This window comes from Rahnella perminowiae (assembly GCF_019049755.1).
Lineage (GTDB): Bacteria > Pseudomonadota > Gammaproteobacteria > Enterobacterales > Enterobacteriaceae > Rahnella > Rahnella perminowiae.
Genome location: NZ_JAFMOS010000589.1, coordinates 1 through 24,155, shown reverse-complemented (window position 1 = coordinate 24,155; position 24,155 = coordinate 1). Strand labels below are relative to the sequence as shown.

Genomic DNA, 24,155 nt, shown 5'->3' with positions numbered 1-24,155 from the left:
ATTCTGATGCGATCTGAATCACATATTAAATGCCTAAGCGGAATATTATTCATTTCGTTGCGGGCACATACCATTTCAGGTTGAATAAAAAATTTATTCTCCACGTCATTCATTTGCCCAAAACATTATTTGCTCTTCTTTTTACAAAAGGGATAAATATGAAACGGCATTATGTAGGATCCGAAATAGGCCAACTTCGCAGTGTAATGCTTCACCGGCCAAATTTAAGTTTACAGCGACTCACCCCCTCGAATTGCCAGGAATTATTATTCGATGACGTGCTTTCCGTTGAGCGTGCCGGGAAAGAACATGACTTCTTCAGCGAGACCTTGCGCCAGCAAGGGGTGGAAGTTTTATTGCTGACTGACCTGCTGACGGAAACCCTCGATAACCGCGAGGCCAAAGACTGGCTGCTCAGCCGGCAGATCTCGGACTACCGGCTGGGGCCGCAATTTGCCGAAGAAATTCGGGGCTGGCTGGCCGATCTTCCTCACCGGCAAACGGCCCGGTTTATGAGCGGCGGATTAACATACAGTGAAATTCCCGATACTTTTCATAATATGGTCACGGATACGCATCAGCTAAATGACTTTGTGATTAAGCCTTTACCCAATCATTTATTTACCCGTGACACTTCCTGCTGGATATATAACGGCGTATCGGTCAATCCGATGGCAAAGGAAGCGCGTAAACGGGAAACCAATAATTTACGGGCCATATATCGCTGGCACCCGCACTTTACCGATAACGAATTTATTACTTATTTTGGCAACGATGAATTCAATTACGACCACGCCACGCTGGAAGGCGGTGACGTATTAGTCATTGGTCGTGGCGCAGTATTAATAGGTCTATCGGAACGCACGACACCGCAAGGTGTGGAATTCCTCGCACGTTCACTGTTCAAACATCAGCAGGCCACCAAAGTGATTGTGCTGCAATTACCGAAACACCGCTCCTGCATGCACCTTGATACTGTCATGACACATATCGATCTGGACACTTTCTCGGTGTATCCGGAAGTCGTGCGCGACACCACTTTGTGCTGGACACTCACCGACAATGGTCACGGCGGCCTGCGCCGCACTGAAGAACCGCAGTTCGTCCGGGCAATCGGCAAAGCGCTGGGCATTGACGACATTAAACTCATCACCACCGGTGGCGACAGTTTTGAAGCCGAACGCGAACAGTGGAATGACGCCAATAACGTGCTGACCGTGCGTCCCGGCGTGGTCATCGGCTACGAGCGCAACACCTGGACTAACGAAAAATACGACAAGGCCGGGATCACTGTACTCCCCATTCCGGGCGATGAGCTGGGCAGAGGCCGCGGCGGTGCGCGCTGCATGAGTTGTCCGCTTGAACGCGACGACATCTGATCACCTATACCGGGAAAATTTCATGAATAAACCTGTTCTGGTTGTCGCCCTTGGCGGCAATGCATTGCTGCGCCGTGGCGAACCGCTCGAGGCCGATCTGCAGCGCAAAAATATCTGTCTCGCCGCCAATACGCTGGCTGCGCTATGCCAGAAATGGCGCGTCGTGCTGGTGCACGGCAACGGCCCGCAGGTCGGATTGCTGGCGCTGCAAAACAGCGCCTATCCGGCAGTCGCGCCCTACCCGCTCGATATTCTGGTAGCACAAACTCAGGGGATGATCGGCTATCTGCTGCAACAGGCGCTGAAAAATTGCCTTCCGGAAAGTCGCGTCTGCACCCTGCTGACGCAGGTGGAAGTCAGCCTGCTCGATCCGGCATTTGATAACCCGACGAAATACATCGGCCCGGTTTATACGCAGGCGCAATCGGAAAATCTGACTGCCGAAAAAGGCTGGGCGATGAAAGCCGACGGGCAGCATTTTCGCCGCGTGGTCGCCTCTCCTCAACCGCAGCGCATCTTCGAGATTGATGCCATTCGTGCGTTGCTGGATCAGCACTATCTGGTCATCTGCAATGGCGGTGGCGGCGTACCGGTTCATCAGACCGCAGACGGGCTGGAAGGCGTGGAAGCCGTCATCGACAAAGACCTCTCGGCGGCGCTGCTGGCACGTCAGTTACAGGCCGACGCGCTGTTGATCCTGACCGATGCCGATGCGGTATACCTCGGCTGGGGCACGCCTGAGCAGCGCCCGCTGCATCACATCACTCCGCGGGATCTCGCCGGTATGGCCTTCGATGCAGGCTCCATGGGGCCGAAGGTTAATGCTGCCTGCCAGTTTGTCGATGCCTGCCACGGGCTGGCGGGGATCGGCGCTCTGGAAGAGGGTGAGGCCATTCTGGCCGGTCTGAAAGGCACCTGTATCCGCGCGGAATAACCCGCATTCTCCTCTCATTATTTCAGGATAATCATTATGTCTGGTACATTGAAAAATCGTCATTTCCTTAAACTGCTCGACTTCACGCCGGAAGAGATTCAGCAACTGATCGAGCTGGCGCGGGCACTGAAAAACGATAAGCAAACAGGTCAGGAACGTCCCCACCTGCACGGAAAAAATATTGCGCTGATCTTTGAGAAAACCTCTACCCGCACACGTTGTGCATTTGAGGTGGCCGCTTTTGATCAGGGCGCGCACGTCACCTACCTCGGCCCTGGCGGCAGCCAGATCGGACACAAAGAATCCATGAAAGACACCGCCCGCGTGCTGGGGCGAATGTACGACGGTATCGAATACCGGGGTTTTGCACAGAAGATTGTGGAGGAACTGGCGGAATTCTCCGGCGTACCGGTATGGAACGGGCTGACCGACGAGTTTCATCCGACCCAGATCCTCGCCGACCTGATGACCATGCTTGAACATTCGCCGGGGAAAAATCTCTGCCAGATCAGCTTCGCTTATCTGGGTGATGCCCGAAACAATATGGGTAATTCCCTGATGGTCGGGGCAGCAAAAATGGGGATGGATATCCGTCTGGTGGCGCCAAAATCTTTCTGGCCGGAAGAGGCTCTGGTCACTCTCTGCCGTGATATCGCCCGCACGACGGGGGCCCGCATTCTGCTCACGGAACACGTTGATGAGGGCGTAAAAGGCGTCGATTTCCTTTACACCGATGTCTGGGTGTCGATGGGCGAAGCGAAAAGCGCCTGGGCAGAACGTATCAACCTGATGACCCCGTATCAGGTTAATGCTGCCGTCCTCAGCGCCACCGGCAATCCTGGCGTCAAATTCATGCACTGCCTGCCCGCATTTCATAACGCAGAAACCACACTCGGCAAAGAACTGGAAATCACTTACGGCATGCAAGGGCTGGAAGTGACGGATGACGTTTTTGAGTCCGTGCATTCCATTGTATTTGATGAAGCCGAAAACCGTATGCACACCATAAAAGCGGTCATGGTCGCCACGCTTGGCGATGACTAAGCCCTTTGCGTGAAGGTGTTTTACCTTCACGCTTTTCTTAAGGATTACGTTTATGCGTACATTCAAATTTCCTTCTGCCTACACCATTCTCTTTATTCTCATCGCCCTGGTCGCCGGTCTGAGCTGGGTCATCCCCGCCGGTCAGTACGATATGGCGATGAATGCCGGGCTGGGTAAAAATGTCCCGGTCGCCGGTACTTATCATCCGGTCACCGGCAACCCGCAGGGGCTGGTGGATATTTTCCTCGCGCCCGTTGATGGTCTGTACAACCACACCACCGGTCAGGCTGGCGCAATTGATGTCGCCTTATTTATCCTGATCATTGGCGGTTTTCTGGGCATCGTGACCAAAACCGGCGCGATTGACGCCGGGATTGAACGGGTCACCTTCCGTCTGAAGGGCAAAGAAGAATGGATGATCCCGATCCTGATGGCCCTTTTCGCCGCCGGTGGCACCATTTACGGCATGGCCGAAGAATCATTACCGTTTTACACCCTGCTGGTGCCGGTCATGATGGCTGCCCGTTTCGATCCGCTGGTGGCCGCCGCTACCGTACTGCTGGGCGCCGGGATCGGCACGCTCGGCTCGACAATCAATCCTTTCGCCACGGTGATTGCCGCCAACGCTGCCGGGATCCCGTTTACTCACGGCATCGGTCTGCGCGTCGCCATCCTGATCATCGGCTGGCTGATCTGCGTGATCTGGGTGATGCGCTATGCCCGTAAAGTGCGCCGCGATCCCTCGCTTTCTGTTGTGGCTGATCAGTGGGAAAGCAACCGTACCCATTTTCTCGGCAACCGCAGTGAAGAACTGCTGCCTTTTACCGGCGTGCGCAAAATCATCCTGCTGATCTTCGCGCTGGCTTTTGTCGTGATGATTTATGGCGTATCGGTAAAGGGCTGGTGGATGGGGGAAATTTCCGGCGTTTTCCTTGCCGCTGCGATCCTCACAGGTCTGATTGCCCGCATGAGTGAGGAAGAACTGACTTCAACATTCATTGATGGCGCACGCGACCTGCTTGGCGTTGCGCTGATCATCGGTATTGCCCGTGGCATCGTAGTGATCATGGATAACGGCATGATTAATCATACTATTTTGCACAGCGCCGAAGGTATGGTTTCCGGGTTGTCCAGCGTGCTGTTCATCAATGTCATGTTCCTGCTTGAAGTGGTGCTGTCGTTTCTGGTGCCCTCTTCATCCGGTCTGGCGGTGATGACCATGCCGATCATGGCGCCTCTCGCCGATTTCGCCCACGTCGGGCGTGAACTGGTGGTGACCGCTTATCAGTCCGCATCCGGGCTGGTGAATCTGGTCACGCCGACCTCCGCCGTGGTCATGGGCGGTCTGGCGATCGCGCGGGTGCCCTATATCCGCTGGCTGAAGTGGGTTGCGCCATTGATGGGGATTTTACTGGTATTACTGATGTTCGCGTTAAGTCTCGGTTCTTTGATTTAAGTCTTTGTAGAAAATGATTTTTTTGCCATGTTGACGTCCTTTATTTACCGGAAATATGACCATGAAAAGAACATTACCTACACTTGAAAAAGAACATCAGCAACTGATCCTCTGCCATCAGCTTATTGCCAGTCGACGTTTTTCATCACAGGAGGAATTGCGTCAGGAACTCCAGCGCGCGGGATACAAAAATATCGGTCAGTCCACCATTTCACAGTTGCTGAAAACGCTGGGTGTCGCGAAGGTGCAAAACGCCAAAGGCAAAAAGATTTACGCCCTGAATGAGCAGTCTCAGTTCACTCCCGATGCCCAAAGGCCGGTAAACGAAATGGTCACCGATGTGGATCATAATCCTCAGTTTGTGGTGGTGCATGTCATGTCGGGATATGGTCGCGCTGTGGGCAGGATAATCGATCATCACCGGTTGCCGGAGGTTCTCGGGGTGATTGCCTCGAGTACTACCGTATTGGTGGCTCCCCGGGAAACGACGGAACTGGAGAGGGTGTGCAGGATAATCAGGCGCATACTGGCGATTAAAGAAAACCACGGCAGCAACCGTTTGCCTTAGGCCATTTTTCCGCTTGATGTCGTCAATGACCCGCGTATAATGCGCGACAATTTGTCGGGAGAACCCATGAAAAATCGCCATGTTTTGTGCTCAGATCATCGACCAAACACTGTGCCGTCAGGCAGCCCGCTGCCGTTGTTCTCCCGTGGTATTACCGTTTTACTGAAAGCCCCTCATTGAGGGGCTTTTTTTTGTCCGGAATTTGAGCGCCATACTTTTATACGTAAAGCACAGGAGAATGACTATGGCTAATCCGCTGTATCAGAAAGACATCATTTCTATCAACGATCTCAGCCGCGAAGAGCTGGAACTGGTACTCGATACCGCTGCCAGCCTGAAAGCCAACCCGCAGCCTGAATTGCTGAAACACAAAGTGATCGCCAGTTGTTTCTTCGAAGCCTCAACCCGTACGCGCCTGTCATTTGAAACCTCAATGCATCGTCTGGGGGCCTCAGTGGTCGGTTTCTCCGACAGCAGCAACACATCGCTCGGTAAAAAAGGTGAAACACTGGCCGATACCATTTCGGTTATCAGTACGTATGTCGATGCGATTGTGATGCGTCATCCGCAGGAAGGCGCGGCACGTCTGGCAACCGAATTCTCCGGCGGTATTCCGGTACTCAACGCCGGTGACGGTGCGAACCAGCATCCGACGCAAACCCTGCTGGATTTGTTCACCATTCAGGAAACGCAGGGGCGTCTCGATAACATCAAAATCGCCATGGTCGGCGACCTGAAATATGGCCGCACGGTGCATTCCCTGACGCAGGCGCTGGCAAAATTTAACGGCAACCGATTCTACTTTATCGCGCCGGATGCGCTGGCGATGCCGGGGTATATCCTGACGTTACTGGAAGAGAAAGGCATCGAATACAGCCTGCACAGTAGCATTGATGAAGTGGTCTCTGAAATCGACATTCTGTACATGACCCGCGTGCAAAAAGAGCGTCTTGATCCGTCGGAATACGCCAACGTGAAAGCGCAGTTTATCCTGCGGGCGGCTGACCTGACGGATGCTCAGCCGCACCTGAAAGTGCTTCACCCGCTGCCGCGTATCGACGAAATCACGCCGGATGTCGATAAAACGCCGTATGCCTGGTATTTCCAGCAGGCCGGTAACGGAATTTTTGCGCGTCAGGCTTTGCTGGCGCTGGTTCTGAACGCAGATACTGCACAGTAAACTTGAGGAGAAAACGATTATGACACACGACAATAAACTTCAGGTTGAAGCGATCAAATGCGGTACGGTCATCGACCATATTCCGGCGCAGGTCGGATTTAAGCTCCTGTCTCTGTTCAAGTTTACCCAAACGGAGCAGCGTGTCACCGTTGGCCTGAATCTGCCTTCCGGTGAGCTGGGCCGTAAAGACATCATTAAAATCGAAAACACCTTCCTGACCGATGAACAGGTCAATCAGCTGGCGGTGTATGCGCCGCGTGCGACGGTGAACCGCATCGATAATTACGACGTAGTGAAAAAGCTGATGCCAACGCTGCCGGACCGCATCGTTGGTGTTCTGCGCTGCCCGAACGGCAACTGTATCAGCCGTTTTGAACCGGTGGATTCCAGCTTTGCGGTGAAACAACGTGCAGACGGCGTGCACCTGAAATGCAAATACTGCGAGAAAGAGTTTGAGCATCAGGTGGTGCTCAATAACGACTGAGCCTTTATACTGGGGGATAACTTCCCGTTCCCCTTAACTCAAATCAGGAGACATTATGTCCCGCGAAATCAGCACTGAAAACGCCCCGGCCGCTATCGGTCCTTATGTTCAGGGTGTGGATCTGGGCAGCATGATCATCACTTCCGGTCAGATCCCTGTGGATCCTAAAACCGGTGCAGTCGCTGACGACATTGCTGCACAGGCGCGTCAGTCACTGGAAAACGTTCAGGCGATCGTTGAAGCCGCCGGCCTGAAAGTGTCAGATATCGTGAAAACGACCGTTTTCGTAAAAGATCTGAACGACTTTGCCACCGTTAACGCCACTTACGAAGCCTTCTTCACTGAGCATAATGCGCCATTCCCGGCCCGTTCTTGCGTAGAAGTGGCCCGTCTGCCAAAAGATGTGAAAATCGAAATCGAAGCCATCGCCGTCCGCCGTTAAACCGCGTCAGTGATGCACCAGACCAGCCTGCGGGCTGGTTTTTTTTGCCCTGTTTTCAGGCAAACAAACTTCACCTCGCCCTATAATTAAGCAGACCGGCCTCATTTCCCCCATTTTTCAGCCCGTTTTGCACGCTGGCACACTTTATGCCTGATCTTCATTGTTATTGAACGATTCAATTGCAGCCTGTCCAGTTTGTGAGGTGATGATGATCAAGATTGACCTTTCCGATTCACCCTTTTTTGATGAGATGTTAATGGCTGAAGGCAAACACCGCAGCCATTATCAGGCCTACTGGCAATGGTTGCAGCAAGCCGATCAACAGGCAGTCCAGCGCAAAAAAGAGGAAGCCGCGCTGTTGTTTCACCGGGTGGGGATTACCTTTAATGTTTATGGCGAAGATGATGGCGCGGAACGGCTGATCCCGTTCGACAGCGTGCCGCGCATTATTCCGGCCAGTGAATGGCAAATGCTCGATCGCGGGATCCGTCAGCGGGTTCAGGCGCTGAATGCCTTTTTGCATGATATTTATCATGACCAGAAGATCCTCAAAGCGGGGATCGTGCCCGCTGAACAGGTACTGGCCAACGATCAGTATCAGCCGTGCATGCAGGGTATTGATCTTCACCGGGACACTTACGCGCACATTGCCGGCACCGACATGGTGCGGGGAGGCGATGGCGAATACTACGTGCTGGAAGACAACCTGCGTACGCCGTCCGGCGTGTCTTACATGATGGAAAACCGCAAAATGATGATGCGGCTATATCCTGAATTGTTTGCCGAGCAGCGTATCGCACCGGTTTCCCGCTACCCTTCCCATTTACTGCAAACCCTGCGCGAAAGCACGACCGTCAACGATCCGACCGTCGTGGTGCTCACGCCGGGGCGTTTTAACAGTGCGTATTTTGAGCACAGCTTCCTCGCCCAGCAAATGGGCGTTGAGCTGGTGGAAAGCGTCGATCTGTTCGTGAAAGACGGCGCGGTGTTTATGCGTACCACCGCCGGACCGTGCAAAATTGACGTGATTTACCGGCGTATCGATGACGCGTTCCTTGATCCGCTGGCGTTCCGCGCCGACTCGATGCTCGGCGTACCCGGTTTGCTTTCCGTGTATCGCTCTGGCGGCGTGGTGCTGGCCAATGCGATCGGCACCGGCGTGGCGGACGACAAATCGATCTACCCGTATGTACCGGATATGATCCGCTACTATCTGGCCGAAGATCCGATCCTCAATAATGTGCCGACCTGGCAATGCCGCAAGGAAAGCGATCTGTCTTTCGTGCTGGCGAATCTGGAAAAAATGGTGGTGAAGGAGGTTCATGGTGCAGGCGGTTACGGCATGCTGATTGGCCCGACGGCCAGTAAAGCGGAAATTGAACGCTTCCGCGAATTACTGCGCACCCGTCCGGAAAACTACATCGCACAGGAAACGCTGGCGCTTTCCACCTGCCCGACTTTCGTGGGGGACGGGCTGGCTCCGCGTCATATCGACCTGCGGCCTTTTGCCCTGAGCGGTGCGGAAATCCGGCTGGTACCGGGCGGATTAACCCGCGTGGCGCTGGCTGAAGGCTCGCTGGTCGTGAACTCATCTCAGGGCGGCGGCACCAAAGACACCTGGGTACTGGAAGAGAATCCGACGGAGGATGACGCATGCTAAGCAGAACAGCCAGCGAACTGTACTGGATGGCGCGTTATCTGGAACGCGCCGAGAATATTGCACGCCTGCTGGACGTGACCAATAAGCTGTCGCTGATGTCGATTCGTGACGTCAACGCACGCGATGAAAACAATGATTTGCTGGTGCCGCTGACCATGACCGGCACACGAACATTATTCAACGAGCATTATCCGCAGGAATCCATGGGCAATCTGCTCAACTTCTTCGCGCTGGACAGTTCCAACCACAGCAGCATTTTCAGTTGTCTGCAAATGGCCTGGAACAATGCGCATGCGGTGCGCGGCAGCCTCTCTTCTGAAGTCTGGGAAAGCATTAATGCCACCTGGATCGAGATGAAACTGATCCGCCGTCAGGGCGTGGGTTCTGCCGGTGCGGACGCTTTCTTCGACTGGGTTAAAGAGCGCTCACACCTGTTCCGCGGTGCCATGTTCGGTACATTACTGCGCAGTGATGCCCTGAACTTTATCCGTCTCGGCACCATGCTTGAGCGTGCAGACAGTACCGCCCGTTTGCTGGATGCCAAAAATCAGTTGCTGAATGCTGATGAAGATCCGGTGCGCGAATATTACCGGATGGATACCCTGCTGCGTGCGGTCAGCGCCCGCGAGGCGTTCCACACACTTTACAAGCAGCAACTCAGCCAGAAACATATTGCAGAGCTGCTGATACTGCGCCGCGAATTACCGCGATCCTTACTTTCCTGTGTCGAAATCATGGCTGAACAGCTTGAAGAAATCGGGGGTAGCGCAGGCAATCTGCCACGCCGCCGTGTCCACACCCTGCACGCTCAGCTTCGTTTCACTGAAATGGACGAGATCGTTGAAATGGGTCTCAGCCCCTGGTTAATGCAGTTTCTGGATCAGACCAATGCCATCGCTGAGAGCATTCATCAAACCTATCTGGAGGCTCAATAATGAAACTGAATGTCACGCATCAGACGCATTACAGCTATGCACAACAAGTTAAACACAGCACGCAATATCTGCGCCTCACGCCGCAGGATTCCAGCCATCAGAAGATTTTGTCATGGGATCTGACTTTGCCGGAATACGCCACCCGCACGCTGGATGCCTACGGCAACGTATTGCATGTCCTGACGCTCGATCAGCCTCATCAGGCGATCACCATTGAAGCCAACGGTGTGGTCGAGATAGAAGACAATACCGAGGACGACCATTGCGGACATCTCTCGCCACTGGTGTTTTTGCGCACCAGCCCGCTGACGTTGGCCGACGGCGCAATCCGCGATTTCGCCAGCCGTTATTACCGGCCACAGGCGCAGCACGAAAGTCTGTGCAACCTGATGGGCGAGTTGTTGCTGAAAATGCCTTACAACCCCGGCACCACCACGGTAAAAGACAGCGCCTCACAAGCCTTTTCCGCACAAACGGGTGTATGTCAGGATCACACGCACGTTTTCCTCGCCTGTTGCCGCAGCCTGGGCATTCCGGCGCGCTACGTCAGCGGCTATCTTTACTCGGAAGATTCAACGCATGTGGCGATGCACGCCTGGGCGGAAGCCTGGCTGGATGACCGCTGGCAGAGCTTTGATGTCACCAACAACACCTGCAAACCGAATCAGCATTTGAAACTGGCTATCGGCATAGATTATCTTGATGCATGCCCGGTCCGCGGTATCCGGTTGGGCGGAGGAAGCGAAGATATGCGTACTGTCGCGGCCGTTGCTATGCTTGACGTTCCGCAATGACCCTGAATCCCTGAGGAAACATTTTTATGACTTACTGTGTGGCCATGCGCTTGTCCTCTGGCCTGGTGTTTGTTTCAGATTCACGCACCAATGCCGGAGTGGACCATATTTCCACCTTCCGTAAGCTGCATGTTTTTCATCAAAGCGATGAACGCGTGCTGGTGATTCAGAGCGCCGGAAATCTGGCGACCACACAGAGTATTATCAGTCTGCTGCATCGCCGCTGTGTAGATGATGAGCGGGAAAATCTGCTGAACGTGAAATCGCTCTACGATGCCGCCAGCCTGCTGGGTGAAACGGTGCGTGAAGTGATTGCGCGTGACAGCGGCGCAAATCAGGGCGGCAACACGGATTTCAGCTGCAACCTGTTGCTCGGTGGCCAGATTAAGGGGGAGGGCCAGCGGCTGTTCCACATTTATCCGCAGGGGAATTTCATCGAAGCCACGCACGACACGCCGTATTTCCAGATTGGTGAAAGTAAGTACGGCAAACCGATTATCGATCGCGTACTGAGTTACGACACCGCGCTGGATCAGGCCATGCAATGTGCGCTGATTTCGATGGATTCCACATTACGCAGCAATCTTTCCGTCGGCCTGCCACTGGATGTGATGACCTATCCGACAGACAGTTTCAACGCTGCGCAACAGCACCGGATCACCGAAACACATCCGTATTTCGACATGATCCGCAAAGGCTGGGGCGAAGGCCTGCTGAGTATTTTTGCGCAGTTGCCGCCGCTGAAATTAGACGAGTAACAAACCGCCACATCGGGTCTGGGGAAAATGGACAACCTCAGACCTGCCCCGTATTATCCCTATCCCGTCCTTAATACGGATATTTGAGGTGCATATATTGTGGCAGTCACTATTTATGATATTGCCCGTCTGGCAAAAGTGTCCAAGTCTACCGTTTCCAGAGTTATCACCAACCAGACCAATATTTCGCCAGATGCCCGGGAGCGCGTGCTGGATGCCATCCGCACACTGAATTATCAGCCAAGTAAACTTGCGCGGGCGCTGACGTCCAAAGGTTTTGATGCGATTCTGGTGATTTCCACCCGTTCGACCAAAACCACCGCCGGTAACCCTTTCTTCTCCGAAATATTGCAATCCATTGCCCTGAGAGCTGAAGAAGAGGGTTTTGATGTTATTTTGCAAACATCCAAAAATAGCGAAGAAGATTTGCAAAAGTGTGTCGCGAAAATAACTGAAAAAATGGTGAAAGGCGTGATAATGCTCAGCTCGCCTGCCGATGAATACATCCTGGAGCAACTGGATAATTGTCAGGTGCCGGTGATGGTGATTGGCAATATTGAAGGAACGTATCAGCATGTTTTCTCCGTCGATACCGATAATTTTCAGGACAGCTACCGGCTGACAGAACATCTTATTTCGCTCGGTCACCAGGATATTGCCTGCCTGCACGCGCCGCTGGATTACCACGTATCCATTGATCGTCTTGCGGGATATAAGCGCGCCATGCAGGATGCCGGTCTGCCCGTGCAACCCGACCTGATGATTGACGGCGGTTATACCACAGAAAGTGCCTATCTGGCGGCGACAACATTATTGCAATGTGCCCGTCCGCCGACAGCCGTTTTCGCCACCGATGCTGTGAAAGTCATGAGCATTTACCGTGCGGCCCATGAACAGAAAAAGATCATCCCCGACGAAATTTCCATCACCGGTTACAGCAGTGACAATATTTCCCCCCTCCTTTCTCCGGGGCTGACTGGCATTGAAATTCCTATCCGCGAGTTAGGCTGTCAGGGTTGCGGTTTATTATTCGATAAAATTTTTAACCGCCCCGGCACTCACTCCCGCACGCTGGTGCCGACCCAATTGGTGGTGAATCATTCCGCCATACCGCTCGCGGCCAGAAAATAAAAAACCCGACCGGAAAAACAGCTTCCGGTCGGGTGGTGAGGTGTATCAGAAAGAATAGGTGATCCCGACACCGGTATAATGGAATTTGGTCTTCGCATTGGCGCTGGCATCGGTATTATCGTGCAGTTGCAATTCGTAAGCATATTCCAGTGAGATGGCAAAACCGTTAGGTAAAGGCTGATTGATTAACAGCCCGAATCGTGTATCAGTTTCTCCTTCCCGCTCTGCGCGTTCATCATTGTAATAATAGGTATCCAGCGTCCGGCGGACATAAGGTGTGAGCACGGTTTTTCCGCCGGAGAACAGATCGACACTCACCGGCAAATAGATACGCGCTTCCTGTTTGGCGAATTCCCCGCGCTGGCTGTCACCGGTATTCCATCCGCGATCTAAATAATAACTGACCTGCATTGCGATATCGTCGGTGAAGCTGTATTTCAAACCCGTCTCACCTTCAAGCTCTTTATTCAGATAGCCGTTATCATCCATACTATTATAATAATTATACAACGCCATCCAGCCGTTATATTTCAACGCAGGACTGAGTGAAACCGACCAGTCTGGCTGAATGGTATAACGCTGGGTATTATAAGAACTGCCCTCTTTCTTCTTATCTTCATTATATTGCCACTGGTAGTTCCTGAAACCGAGCATCAGCCCCAGTGCATAATCTGCATTATCGGCAAACTGATAATGCGCATCGAATTCAACCTGATTAAACCAGTCGCTGCGTGTGTTTTGGGAATAATCAACATTATGATCTTCCTGATAAAACGCGCCGTATAAGTTCCACTTTCCTTTGCTGAAGTTAACAAATACCGTGGGTTCATAAGCGCCGTCTTTATCGCCCTGACCTTCTGTGTTCTCAGTTTCCTGCATGGCACCGATCTGCACCTGCCAGGGTTCGGCAGGTAACGCTGCGTTGCCGATCGGTACCGGTGTCAGCATTTCCGGTGAGTTATGATCTTCATTTTTATTCACGCTTTCGCTCTCAGCGGAAAAAGCCGACGAGCAGACTGCGCCGCATAATAATGCGGCAGCCACTTTTATTTTCATTATAATAATTCCTTTTACAGTAGGGACGGATGGATATTAAAAACAGCTAACCTCTTTTGAAATTCGTATTATTTATACATGTTAGTGAAATGGATTATTAATCTGCGGCAATCACTTGCTCTGTGTCACCATCAAAGAAATGACATTTATTTATATCAAAGCGCAGGGGTAATAATTGCCCGGCCTGATAATCGGTATTCGCGTTTGAACGGCAAACAAACTCATGACCGCCAACCGAGCAATACAACATAAATTCTGCACCGGTCAGTTCAGCCACTGTAATTCGCGCATCAAAATGTGCACTCTGCTGCTCCGCACCGGCAATATCCTCAGGTCGGATACCGAGTACCAGCAGTTTACGCTGATAACCCTGCGTATTCAGTATCGCCAGTTTGTCTTCAGACACCGGAATACGCAGGCTTTCCGTCACGAAAAAGTCACCATCCAGCGCGCCGCGGATAAAGTTCATCGCCGGAGAACCAATAAAACCAGCCACAAACATATTTTGCGGATGGTTATAGACCGTCTTAGGCGCGCCAACCTGCTGGATAACGCCGTCTTTCATGACCACAATCCGCGTTGCCATGGTCATGGCTTCGGTCTGATCATGAGTGACATAAATCATTGTCGTATTGAGTTTATGATGCAGCTTGCTGATTTCAGCACGCATCTGTACCCGCAGCTTGGCATCAAGATTCGACAGCGGTTCGTCCATTAAAAAAACTTTGGCATCCCGCACAATGGCACGCCCGAGCGCAACCCGCTGACGCTGGCCGCCGGATAATGCCCCCGGACGTCGCGCCAGGTACTCATTCAGCCCGAGGATCTGCGCCGCATATTTCACCCGCTGGCTGATTTCCTCCGGCGCAATTTTTCTCAGCTTCAGGCCAAACGCCATGTTGTCGTACACCGACATATGCGGATACAGCGCATAGTTCTGAAATACCATGGCGATCTCGCGATCTTTCGGCGCGACGTCGTTCATCCGCACGCCGTCGATCAGCAGATCGCCGGAAGATATTTCCTCCAGCCCGGCGATCATGCGCAGGGTCGTGGATTTTCCGCAGCCGGAGGGGCCGACAAACACGATAAATTCTTTATCCGCGATCTCCAGATTAAAATCCTTCACCACGTGAACCTGCTTGTCGTAAATTTTCTGAATGTGTTGCAGTGAAATCTGAGCCATAATTTTCCCTTAAATGTCAGCGTGATGACGCAACCATTGCTGCCGGATAACCGCCCAAGACAGCCCCTCAGTAGAAGCCAGACGGTAATTTGCCCCTTCCAGCGTCGCACCAATGCCTATGGCGAAAATACCGCCAGCACGCAGGGCATCAATGCCCGCCTGCGCATCCTCAATCCCAACGGCATGTTGCGGCGAGATATTCAGCGCCTCGCAAACGTTGAGAAAAATTTCCGGATGGGGTTTGGAATGCGTGATACGGCGGGTGTCCGCGACATAATTGAAAGCCTGCTCCAGTCCCAGCGCCCTCAGCACCCGCGGGGCATTTTGTGAAACGGAAGCCAGACCGGTAAGCACACCCTGCTCGTGCAGCGTATGCAGCAATTCCCCCATCCCCGGCAAAATATCCGTCGTGGTCAGTCCGGCAAGTAAGCCGACATAATCAGCATTTTTCTCAGCAGCCATTGAGTCACATTCGGCCTGCGTAAAACTCCCGGTTTTTCCGCCCGAGGCGAGGATCCTCAGCAGTGATCCCTGACGACTGACGCCTTTGAGCTGCTCATTAAACCCAGTATCAATGTGGATCCCGATGCGCTGCGCCAGCCGTTGCCAGGCCATAAAGTGCAGATGGGCGGTATCCACCACCACACCGTCGAGGTCAAAAATGACGGCACGCGGCAGCAGGGGGTTAGTTTTCATCATGAGATCCTTCCAGAACGAGGCTTTCCGTAAACATATGAGAGATGCCGTTGATCCAGACCTTCAGCGGCCGGGCATCCGTTTTGCTGAGAATAAATTGCTGTGGTTCGAGGGTGACCATCAGGCGCGTTCCGCGCCAGTTCAGGGGAAACTGCAACCGCGTCCAGCCCTGCGGCAGTGAGGGCCAAAAATGCAGCTCACCTGACTGATAATCCAGCCCCGCAAACCCCATCAGTGCCCCTGTCCAGATAGCCGCAGCGGCTGCCGCATGAATGCCGTCATCCGAAGAATGGGGTTCCTCGCCCAGATCGATGCGGCACGCCTCGCGGTAAAACTGCAATGCCTGCGCTGTTTGCCCGGTCCGGGCGGCAACAATCGCATGCACCGATTTGCTCAGCGAAGAATCATGAATCGTACGCGGTTCATAAAAACGGAGATTGGCAGCCTGGCATTGTGGCGTGAACTGCGCGGGCAGCAGTTGCATGAGCATGACCACATCGGCCTGTTTGAGGATCTGCATCTCGTTGATTTCTGCACGGGAATAGTCCAGCAAAATGGCCTGTGTACCCTGCCGGGATTTATAGGGAGTCAGGTCGCACTGAGGTTTGCTGAGAAAGGAATCATCCTGCGCGATCACGCCCTGCGCATCGGGCTGCGGCAGGTACAGGTGCGTCAGGAAATCTTCCGCCTGTGTGAAAAATGCAGCATCCTGGTGATTAAATGCCTGCAAATACCGGCAGGCTTCCCGGACGTTGTACTGCGCCATATAATTGGTAAACGCATTATTATCAATATGTTCGGTATATTCATCCGGCCCGATGACGTTGAGAATTACCCACCGGTCCCCACGCCGTTCAGTGCGGCTCATCCAGAACAGGGCTGTCTCTTTCAGCAACGCCAGCCCCATTTGTTGCATAAATTCAGCGTCGCGCGTGGCCTGAAAATAGCCCACCGTGGCATAGGCGATATCCGCCACCAGATGATGCTCAGCTAACGCTGATGCCACCCGTTGCCGCTGACCGGTACGGATATTGATCGCCGCGAATTCCGGCGTTTCCTCTTTCCCGCTGAACGCACTTTCCCACGGGAACAACGCCCCCTGATAGCCGTTACACCTGGCTTTCTCCTGCGCCTGCACCAGATTCCGATAGCGGTATTCCAGCAGTTTTCGCGCCTGTCCGGGCGCATTCAGCAGCGCAAAAGGCAGGATAAATATTTCGGTATCCCAGAATACATGCCCTTTATAGCCTTCGCCGGTCAGTCCTTTCGCCGCCACACTGGCACGCGCATCATGCGCCGGGATCATCAGCTTCAGGTGATAAAGCGCAAAATCCAGTGCACGCTGATCCTGTGGATGATCTGACGCCACGCAGACCCGCGATGCCTGCCAGTAATGCTGCCAGTGACGGGTATTTTCCATCAGCAGTTGTCCGTAACCTTGCTGTGCATGCACCGTTAAGGCTTCCAGGCAGCGTGCAGCGAAGGTGTTTTCAGGCAGGAAGTCCGCATCGAGCGATGTGGCAATCCAGCTGAATTTCTCCAGCGTGACCGCTTCACCGGCAGATAACGGCAGGCCGATATGTTGTAATAACTGACGGTTTTTCGCCGAAAAGCTGCTGCTGGCGCGGGCGGGAAACAGGCACTGGCTGGTGATGACCGCCTGCTGCTGGCCGTCTGTGGTCTCATACCAACCCTGTAAAACGTTTTGATCGAAAACCCGCACTGAGCGCTCGTTCAGATGCTGTCTGCCGCTGTTGGTCTGCGTGGCATCCATGCCGGTACTCACGCACAGATGCGCGTCAGTATCCAGTGCGGTGACCGTTAAACGGCTCGCCACCAGCATCAGCGGAGAAAGCGCCACAAAACGACGGGTTTCGATTTTGAACCGCTGCCCGGCGGGCGACTGCCACACCAGTTCGCGGTAAAGCTCGCCGTTCATGGTGCGCAGTTCGCGCTGATAGGCAATCAGGGTGCCGGAAAGCAACGATAAACTTTCGCCGTTCAGCTCAATACGCATGCCGGTAATATCCGGCAGATTGACCAGTTCGGTGACTTCCGTCGCATTCGCACGGTGATAAAAACCCGCGACAAACATGCCCCGCTGCTGGTCGGTATAAGCCTCTTCGTGACAGCCACGGATGCCAATCCGGCCATTGCCGCAGGCATGCAGGCTCGCGTACTTATTCAGGCGATGGGGTGAAAACGGTGCTTCGGGCAGGATCTGAGGCTGGATCATAAATACACACTCTCCCCCGACTCTGCCGACGCATAGATTGCCGCCACCAGTTGCTGGACCCGGTATCCCTGTTCAGCATTTGCAACATCTGCCCTGTCTCCGCGCACTGCCCCGACAAATGCCTGAACGCTGCGTGCATGGCGTTGATCGTCAGCAACGTCCCGGTGGAATAACCTCACCAGTTCGCCCTTTTCATCGGTATATACCTGTGCAGGAAACAGCGTGGCACCGGCTTTATCACCGCAAAACTCAACGTTCATGACCGACTGTGGCTGTATGTTCAGCGCAAACGAAGTTTCCAGACGCAGCAACCCGCCGTTGCAAAACTCAATAGCGGCAAATACCGAATCTTCCACGCTGTATTTCTGCGGATCCCAGCGTCCGAACTGTCCTTCACTTTTACGGTTGCCGATTTTCTGAAACATCTGTGCGGTCACCTTGCGTACCGCCGGAAAACCGAGCACGTAGAGGGCGGCATCCAGCATATGAATGCCGATGTCGATCAGCGGTCCGCCGCCGGACTGCGTTTTATCCGTAAAATTTCCCCAGCCGGGCACACCGCAGCGGCGTAATGCCCGTGCGGTGGTGACATAGACCTCACCCAGTTCACCGGCTGTGAATTTTGCGCGTAAAATGCGTGCATCTTCGGCGAAACGGTGGTGAAAATCATAGGCCAGTAACCGTCCGGCCTGTTCTGCTGCCTGCCACATTTCCAGCGCCTGTGCGGCGCTCATAGCCGGCGGTTTTTCACAGAACACATGACAGCCGTGCTGCAATGCCGTGATCACCTGCTGATGATGGAAAAGGTTGGGCGTACAAATGCTGACGATATCGGGATGTTCAGCCTCCAGCATTTCTTCCAGCGAGGTACAGGCGCGGGCGATACCGTTACGCTCTGCAAATGCCTGGGCGCGCGCCCTATCGCAGTCCACGACAGCCACCAGCTCAAGCCCCGGAAGCTGGCGGTAACAGGCCGCATGGACCTTTTCCGCCACCTGACCGGCACCGACCAGCGCCACTTTCAGCGTTCCTGCCGTACTCGTTATAAATTCCATTTTGCGGCCTGTCCGTCAGAGTAAATTGCGAAGATAGGTCAGTGAATCCTGATAAGCCTGTGCCGGATTTTCTGCCCGCACACGGCATTCGAAGACGATATAGCCGTCGTAACCATCTTCTTTCAGTTGCTGAAATGCGCGACCAAAATCAATACTGCCGCTGCCAGGCTGGTAACGGTGGTTGTCAGCAATGTGGACGTGGCCGAGCAGATCACGTTGCTGATGGAATGCAGCGCTGGGGCAGTCCTCCTCAATGTTCATATGGTAAAAGTCGCCGATGATTTTGACGTGCTCAAGCGCGCCTTCTTCGATATAACGGCGTGCCTCTGCCAACGTGTTTATCATGTGATCCTGATAGCGGTTCAGCGGCTCCAGATACACCGTAGTGCCGGTGCGTCTGGCCACATTTTCCAGCTCCCGCAGGGATGAGCTGACTGCCAGACGGTCGCCCGCCTGACTGCGCGGCGAGGTCATCGGCGGCAGGCGGTAGGTAAACATGCCCCAGGCGGCGGGCACGATGATCCCTTTACCGCCGACCTGCGAAAGCGCTTCCAGAATCGCCGTAATTTGCTGCACCCCGTTCAGACGACGCTCTTCAATGAAATCGCCGATCCAACCCTCATAGCCGCCGCAGGCAGTGATCACCGGCAGGCCGGTTTCGGCAATGGCGGCTTTCACGTCGTCAAGATGGTTCACCAGCAATTTGCCGTCGATTTCAAAGCCGTCGAAACCCATTGCCTTGATAAATTTGAATTTCTCCAGAATATTTTCCGGGAAGAACGCCTGATTTTGTGTACCGATTTTCATGTCTAAGTCCTTTTAGAAAGTGATGCCGAGTTTGATGCTCTGATCAGGATGTTGATCGACGTATTTCATGTAGCTTTCCGCGCTGTTGCTGAACGTGACCACCGGGTCGATCAGGTCTTCACAGTTCAGGTAGCCGTTCATCAGCAGTTCCCAGCAGGCGTCTTCGATGCGTTTACGGCTCCAGCGGGGATAGTCAGGATTGGGTTCGCTACATGCGCGGGAAAAGATGATTTTGGCGTTGTTGAAGTGGGCTTCCCGCCCGAGGTTAAAGCCTTCGGCGAAAGGTTTGGCAAAGGCGACATAAGATATAGTGCCGCCGTAAGCGATGCCGCGCAGCGCCGCCTGCAACGCCTGGGCGTTGCCGCTGGTTTCGATAATGACGTCAGCACCCAGCTTGCCGGTGAGCTTTTTAATTTCCAGTCCGATGTCAGTGCCGATCGGATTAAACACCGTATCCGCGCCGTTTTTCAGTGCAATCTCCCCGCGTTTTTCCAGCGGATCAACGCCAATCACGATGCTCGCACCGGCCTTTTTCGCCAGTTGCACCGCAATTTGCCCGATGGCACCCAGCCCGACAATCACCACGAAATCCCCTACGCGGACATTGCCGTCGCGCACACCGCTCATGGCAAACTGTGCCGGGTCATAACAGACAGCGTTTTTCCATGAGGCACCGGCGGGCATTTTGCGTAATTTGTAATTGTTCACGGCGTTGACGATCACCGTTTCGCTCAGCGGTCCGTAGGTACAGACATCATCACCCAACGCGTAATCCGTCACCTCGTCGCCCCTTTCGCAGACGGTGCCCACCACCATGTTGCCGAGCTGGAAGTCGCCGAACACAATACCCCGCGGCGCATCTGCCGGACGCGGCACAAACATGCCCCATTCAGCAGAAAATTCTTCGTCGATAAACGGGCTGACGCCGCGAAAATCTACCACTTCGGTGCCGTGTTTCGGTGCGCCAAATTTCACGCGAATTTTGACTTCATGCGCCGCGACCGGGCGGTCCGCATAATCCATCAGTTCAGCCACGCGCGGCTGGGTTGCGACCAGTTTTTTCATCGGATATTCCTTCATCTTTCATCAGTAAATTTAATGGGTTACGTCAGCCTTTTACGCCGCCGTCGGTAAGATTGCCTTTGATAAAGCGCTCAGACAGTGCATACATCAGCACCACCGGCAGCGCGGTCACCAGCGAGGCGGCCATCATTCTTCCCCAGACATAATCCGGTGTACTGAACAGCGTGTTCAGGCCGACAGGCAGGGTGAAATTGGCCGAGCTGGAAAGGAAAATAGAGGCGAAGAGATAGTCATTCCACGCCACCATAAAACAGTACACAAATACCGAAATGATGCCCGAGATCGCCAGCGGCACGGTGATGTAGAAAATGATTTGCAGCCGGTTGAGGCCGTCCATCATTGCCGCTTCTTCAATATCGTGAGGAATGGTGTCGAAGTAACTTTTCAGCATAAACACCGCAGTCGGTAACGTCTGGACCACCATGGTGATCACCAGTGCAGTCGTGGTGTCGTAGAGTCCCAGTGCCGATATGATTTTAAACAGCGGTACCACCAGCAAAATGCCGGAAAACATGTAGACGGTATAAAAGCTGGCATTGATGGTGACGCGCCCTTTAAAACGCAGCCGCGACAACGCATAAGCGCCAAGGATGCCGAAAAACACGGCGATCACAGAGGCCAGCACCGACACGGTCAGGCTGTTTTTAAAATAACTGAGGAACGGGAAAATCTGCGGGTTGAAAATGTCCACGTAATGGTGGAAATCCCACGCCTGCGGGAACAGCGTCGGATGGCGGGAAATCGCCTCTTTGCTGCTTTTGAACGAGGTCATCAGCATGATGAAAAAAGGAAATAACATCACCCCCAGAAAAATCAGCAGGCTGACATAAAAGCCCGCTTTGCGCAGGATCTTGCGGTTAGTTACTGCCATTGATATTCACCCGTTTTCTGGCAAGAAGAATCACGATAAAGATCAGGGCAAACAGCACCATGGATATGGCAGCGGCTTTGCCTAAATCATTAAAAGCAAAGGCGGTTTTATAGAGATACACGCCCAGAATATTGACCTTGTTGGTCAGCAGATAGACGTCAGCAAACATGTAGAACATCCAGATCGCGCGCAGCGTGACCACCGTTGCCAGTACCGGCATGATGGCGGGCAGCGTGACGATGCGGAATTTCTGCCAGGCATTGGCACCGTCCATACCTGCGGCTTCGTACAAGGATTTATCGACGGTCTGCAAAATCGCCAGAAATGAGATAAAGGCATAGGGGAAGTAGCGCCAGATGGCGAACAACACCACCAGAATAAAACTACTGACCGGGTTGTCGAACCACAGCGGGGCATCTCTGAACAGGTGCAACATGTCAGCCCCGATCACATTCACAATGCCGTAGCCATTGTTGAACATGTATTTCCAGGCGAATACCAGCGAAATGGAAGGCGTAACGTAGGACAATATCACCAGCGAACGCGCCGTTTTGCGAAAGCGGAACTGACGGTTAAAAAACAGCGCGACGCCCAGCCCCAGCCCGGTGCTGCCCGCGACGACCAGCGCGGTGTACCAGAATGTCACCCACAGCGAATGATAAAAGCCCGGGTCACTGAGAATGCTGAGGTAGTTATCCAGCCCGACAAACCGGTTATCGAGACGCGGATTCAGCGGGATTTGCAGAAAACTGATCTGAATATTCGACAGCATCGGATACGCCACCAGCAGCCCCAGCAAAAGGATGCTAGGGGCGAGCAGGAGCAGCGCAAACCGACCGTCAGAATGGTTAAATTTACGTAATTTCATCATCTTCCCTGAGAGTTCAGGCTCCTGCGTTTAGCGTTTTTGCATCAGTGTTTCGATACGCTTTTGCCCTTCCGCCAGCGACTGCTGCGGATCCTTCTTCCCGACGGTCACGCTATTGAGCATTTCGCTGAGTACTGCGGAGCCTGTGATATCGCCCATTGCCGCGAAGTTTTTCTCCCCAACGGAACCGAAGACCTGCACGTTAGCAAACTCGTTCACCAGCATTTGTGGCAGCGTGCCAAATGCCTTAATCACCGGGTTGTTTTGCCAGGTGGCGTTGCCGGTCACGCCTTTGGTCACCGGTAACGCGGCACCCGGCGACATCAGCACCCACGCCGTGGCGTTATCCGGTTTTTCGAGGAAGCTCACCCACTGTTTGGCGGCTTCACGCTCAGGCGTATCCAGCCCGTTAGAAATGGTCAGTGAGGTGATGGTGCCGTAAACAGCCTTGGATTTTTCGGTCGGCACGGCAAAGCCGAGATCGTCAGCTTTGCCTTCGCTGTATACCGCCGGAAGAATATAAGTGGAGTAAATTGCCATTGGCACCGTGCCGTTCATAAAGGCATCTTTGATTTCCATGACATCATTGGAGCCGGGCATGGAGAAGGTGGCGAGCTGACGGTAATAGGCCAGCGCCTGTTGCATTTCCGGCGTATTCACCGTGATTTGCCCCTGTGCATCAAAGACGTTGGCATTATTGGAAAGCGCAAACTGCGAGAAAGCCTGTTCGGTCAGGACACTTTCAGCAGTCGGTAAGGCGATGCCGTATTTTTTCCGGGCGGGCTGATTAAATGCCGTGGCAATGCGGGTGATATCCTGCCAGTTTTGCGGCGCGGAAAATCCGGCCTCTGACAGTTGTGATTTGTTGTACCAGATCCCCTGTATCCAGCCGTGGATCGGAACGCCGGTATAGTGCTGGCCCTCTTCCGTGCGCACGATGCGTAATACGCCGGGATAAAACTGGTCTGCACCGATGCCGTCGATCACCTGCCTGATGGCATCACGGTCAATCAGTTGTTCCTGATCCATCACTTTGGCGTAATCGTGACTGACTTCGATAACGGCCGGCAGTGCGCCGGTACGGGCCAGCGTAATCACTTTGGTGTTGTAGGCGTCTTCTTCTACCGGCACCGGTTTAATGGTGATCTGCGGATTTTCCTGTTCAAATTGCGCGATCAGCTGATTAATCACCACCTGACGTTCCTGCTCGACCGAAGAATGCATAAACTCAATGGTAACTTGTTGCTCTTTAACATCCTCACAGGCCGATAAACATAATACGGATAAGACTAACGGGGCTATAAGGATATATTTTCTTTTCATTTTTATATTCATGAAGATTTCCTTTTCTAATTTATAGCCAGCCGAAATCACTGGCCTGTGAAATATCAAACCCTTAGGCTATTAAGCATTTAAATAACGACTTCTTTAATGACACAACCAGATATACTGGTAAGCCTTTAATGTTATTTCTCCGTGGCATTCCAAAGAGAGATGGCCAGGTAAAACCTGATAACTCCTGTCTCTTATAA

23 protein-coding genes are annotated in these 24,155 nt (G+C 53.3%); 13 read left to right on the top strand and 10 right to left on the bottom strand.

Annotated features, from left to right (window positions below):
* Nucleotides 1–158: 158 nt before the first annotated feature.
* The 13 genes from arcA to J1785_RS17335 all read left to right on the top strand — a co-directional run bounded on the left by arcA (nucleotide 159) and on the right by J1785_RS17335 (nucleotide 12,765).
* Nucleotides 159–1,379, top strand: coding sequence for an arginine deiminase (gene arcA / locus J1785_RS17395; protein ID WP_217220021.1), 1,221 nt, complete (start codon nucleotides 159–161; stop codon nucleotides 1,377–1,379).
* A 22-nt stretch (nucleotides 1,380–1,401) separates the two neighbouring features.
* Nucleotides 1,402–2,313: a carbamate kinase gene (gene arcC, locus J1785_RS17390; RefSeq protein WP_217220020.1), complete on the top strand. Its 912-nt coding sequence runs from the start codon at nucleotides 1,402–1,404 to the stop codon at nucleotides 2,311–2,313.
* A 36-nt stretch (nucleotides 2,314–2,349) separates the two neighbouring features.
* Nucleotides 2,350–3,357, top strand: a complete 1,008-nt coding sequence (gene argF / locus J1785_RS17385; protein WP_217220012.1) for an ornithine carbamoyltransferase — start codon at nucleotides 2,350–2,352, stop codon at nucleotides 3,355–3,357.
* Nucleotides 3,358–3,409: 52 nt separating this feature from the next.
* Nucleotides 3,410–4,813, top strand: coding sequence for a YfcC family protein (locus tag J1785_RS17380; RefSeq protein ID WP_217220010.1), 1,404 nt, complete (start codon nucleotides 3,410–3,412; stop codon nucleotides 4,811–4,813).
* Between the two features lie 61 nt (nucleotides 4,814–4,874).
* Nucleotides 4,875–5,381 carry an arginine repressor gene (locus J1785_RS17375; RefSeq protein WP_217220008.1) on the top strand — a complete coding sequence of 169 codons (507 nt, stop codon included), beginning with the start codon at nucleotides 4,875–4,877 and terminating at the stop codon, nucleotides 5,379–5,381.
* A 244-nt stretch (nucleotides 5,382–5,625) separates the two neighbouring features.
* The gene (pyrB, locus tag J1785_RS17370) at nucleotides 5,626–6,561 is read left to right on the top strand and encodes an aspartate carbamoyltransferase (protein WP_217220006.1); all 936 of its coding nucleotides are present in this window, start codon (nucleotides 5,626–5,628) and stop codon (nucleotides 6,559–6,561) included.
* Between the two features lie 19 nt (nucleotides 6,562–6,580).
* Entirely contained in the window at nucleotides 6,581–7,045 is a 465-nt protein-coding gene (pyrI, locus tag J1785_RS17365; RefSeq protein WP_013577172.1) for an aspartate carbamoyltransferase regulatory subunit, read from the top strand.
* A 55-nt stretch (nucleotides 7,046–7,100) separates the two neighbouring features.
* On the top strand, nucleotides 7,101–7,487 hold the full coding sequence (gene ridA, locus J1785_RS17360; protein ID WP_056776488.1) for a 2-iminobutanoate/2-iminopropanoate deaminase: 387 nt from the start codon (nucleotides 7,101–7,103) through the stop codon (nucleotides 7,485–7,487).
* Nucleotides 7,488–7,695: 208 nt separating this feature from the next.
* Nucleotides 7,696–9,147, top strand: coding sequence for a circularly permuted type 2 ATP-grasp protein (locus J1785_RS17355; protein ID WP_129992016.1), 1,452 nt, complete (start codon nucleotides 7,696–7,698; stop codon nucleotides 9,145–9,147).
* The gene (locus tag J1785_RS17350) at nucleotides 9,141–10,082 is read left to right on the top strand and encodes an alpha-E domain-containing protein (RefSeq protein ID WP_129954668.1); all 942 of its coding nucleotides are present in this window, start codon (nucleotides 9,141–9,143) and stop codon (nucleotides 10,080–10,082) included. Before J1785_RS17355 ends, J1785_RS17350 begins: the two co-directional genes overlap by 7 nt.
* The gene (locus J1785_RS17345) at nucleotides 10,082–10,876 is read left to right on the top strand and encodes a transglutaminase family protein (RefSeq protein ID WP_217220004.1); all 795 of its coding nucleotides are present in this window, start codon (nucleotides 10,082–10,084) and stop codon (nucleotides 10,874–10,876) included. Before J1785_RS17350 ends, J1785_RS17345 begins: the two co-directional genes overlap by 1 nt.
* A 26-nt stretch (nucleotides 10,877–10,902) precedes the next feature.
* On the top strand, nucleotides 10,903–11,634 hold the full coding sequence (locus tag J1785_RS17340) for a proteasome-type protease (protein ID WP_129954670.1): 732 nt from the start codon (nucleotides 10,903–10,905) through the stop codon (nucleotides 11,632–11,634).
* A 99-nt stretch (nucleotides 11,635–11,733) separates the two neighbouring features.
* Nucleotides 11,734–12,765, top strand: coding sequence for a LacI family DNA-binding transcriptional regulator (locus tag J1785_RS17335; protein ID WP_217220002.1), 1,032 nt, complete (start codon nucleotides 11,734–11,736; stop codon nucleotides 12,763–12,765).
* Between the two features lie 45 nt (nucleotides 12,766–12,810).
* Here the strand turns inward: J1785_RS17335 and J1785_RS17330 are convergent, their stop codons facing one another.
* The 10 genes from J1785_RS17330 to J1785_RS17285 form a co-directional block, all read right to left on the bottom strand.
* Nucleotides 12,811–13,821 carry an OmpG family monomeric porin gene (locus tag J1785_RS17330; protein ID WP_217220000.1) on the bottom strand — a complete coding sequence of 337 codons (1,011 nt, stop codon included), beginning with the start codon at nucleotides 13,819–13,821 and terminating at the stop codon, nucleotides 12,811–12,813.
* Nucleotides 13,822–13,918: 97 nt separating this feature from the next.
* On the bottom strand, nucleotides 13,919–15,007 hold the full coding sequence (locus J1785_RS17325; RefSeq protein WP_217219998.1) for an ABC transporter ATP-binding protein: 1,089 nt from the start codon (nucleotides 15,005–15,007) through the stop codon (nucleotides 13,919–13,921).
* Nucleotides 15,008–15,016: 9 nt separating this feature from the next.
* Nucleotides 15,017–15,703 carry a beta-phosphoglucomutase gene (pgmB, locus tag J1785_RS17320; RefSeq protein ID WP_217220022.1) on the bottom strand — a complete coding sequence of 229 codons (687 nt, stop codon included), beginning with the start codon at nucleotides 15,701–15,703 and terminating at the stop codon, nucleotides 15,017–15,019.
* The gene (locus tag J1785_RS17315) at nucleotides 15,693–17,939 is read right to left on the bottom strand and encodes a glycoside hydrolase family 65 protein (protein ID WP_217219996.1); all 2,247 of its coding nucleotides are present in this window, start codon (nucleotides 17,937–17,939) and stop codon (nucleotides 15,693–15,695) included. The genes pgmB and J1785_RS17315 overlap by 11 nt, the downstream gene beginning before the upstream one ends.
* Nucleotides 17,936–18,994 (bottom strand): Gfo/Idh/MocA family protein, encoded by a 1,059-nt coding sequence (locus tag J1785_RS17310; protein WP_217219994.1) that lies wholly within the window; start codon nucleotides 18,992–18,994, stop codon nucleotides 17,936–17,938. The genes J1785_RS17315 and J1785_RS17310 overlap by 4 nt, the downstream gene beginning before the upstream one ends.
* A 15-nt stretch (nucleotides 18,995–19,009) precedes the next feature.
* Nucleotides 19,010–19,801: a sugar phosphate isomerase/epimerase family protein gene (locus J1785_RS17305; protein ID WP_217219992.1), complete on the bottom strand. Its 792-nt coding sequence runs from the start codon at nucleotides 19,799–19,801 to the stop codon at nucleotides 19,010–19,012.
* Between the two features lie 12 nt (nucleotides 19,802–19,813).
* Nucleotides 19,814–20,866 (bottom strand): D-guloside 3-dehydrogenase, encoded by a 1,053-nt coding sequence (locus J1785_RS17300; protein ID WP_217219991.1) that lies wholly within the window; start codon nucleotides 20,864–20,866, stop codon nucleotides 19,814–19,816.
* A gap of 43 nt (nucleotides 20,867–20,909) precedes the next feature.
* Nucleotides 20,910–21,755, bottom strand: a complete 846-nt coding sequence (locus tag J1785_RS17295) for a carbohydrate ABC transporter permease (RefSeq protein WP_217219990.1) — start codon at nucleotides 21,753–21,755, stop codon at nucleotides 20,910–20,912.
* Entirely contained in the window at nucleotides 21,742–22,623 is an 882-nt protein-coding gene (locus J1785_RS17290) for a carbohydrate ABC transporter permease (protein ID WP_129954679.1), read from the bottom strand. Before J1785_RS17290 ends, J1785_RS17295 begins: the two co-directional genes overlap by 14 nt.
* A gap of 30 nt (nucleotides 22,624–22,653) precedes the next feature.
* Complete coding sequence (locus J1785_RS17285; protein ID WP_217157861.1) at nucleotides 22,654–23,946, bottom strand: ABC transporter substrate-binding protein; 1,293 nt, start codon at nucleotides 23,944–23,946, stop codon at nucleotides 22,654–22,656.
* Between the last annotated feature and the right edge of the window lie 209 nt (nucleotides 23,947–24,155).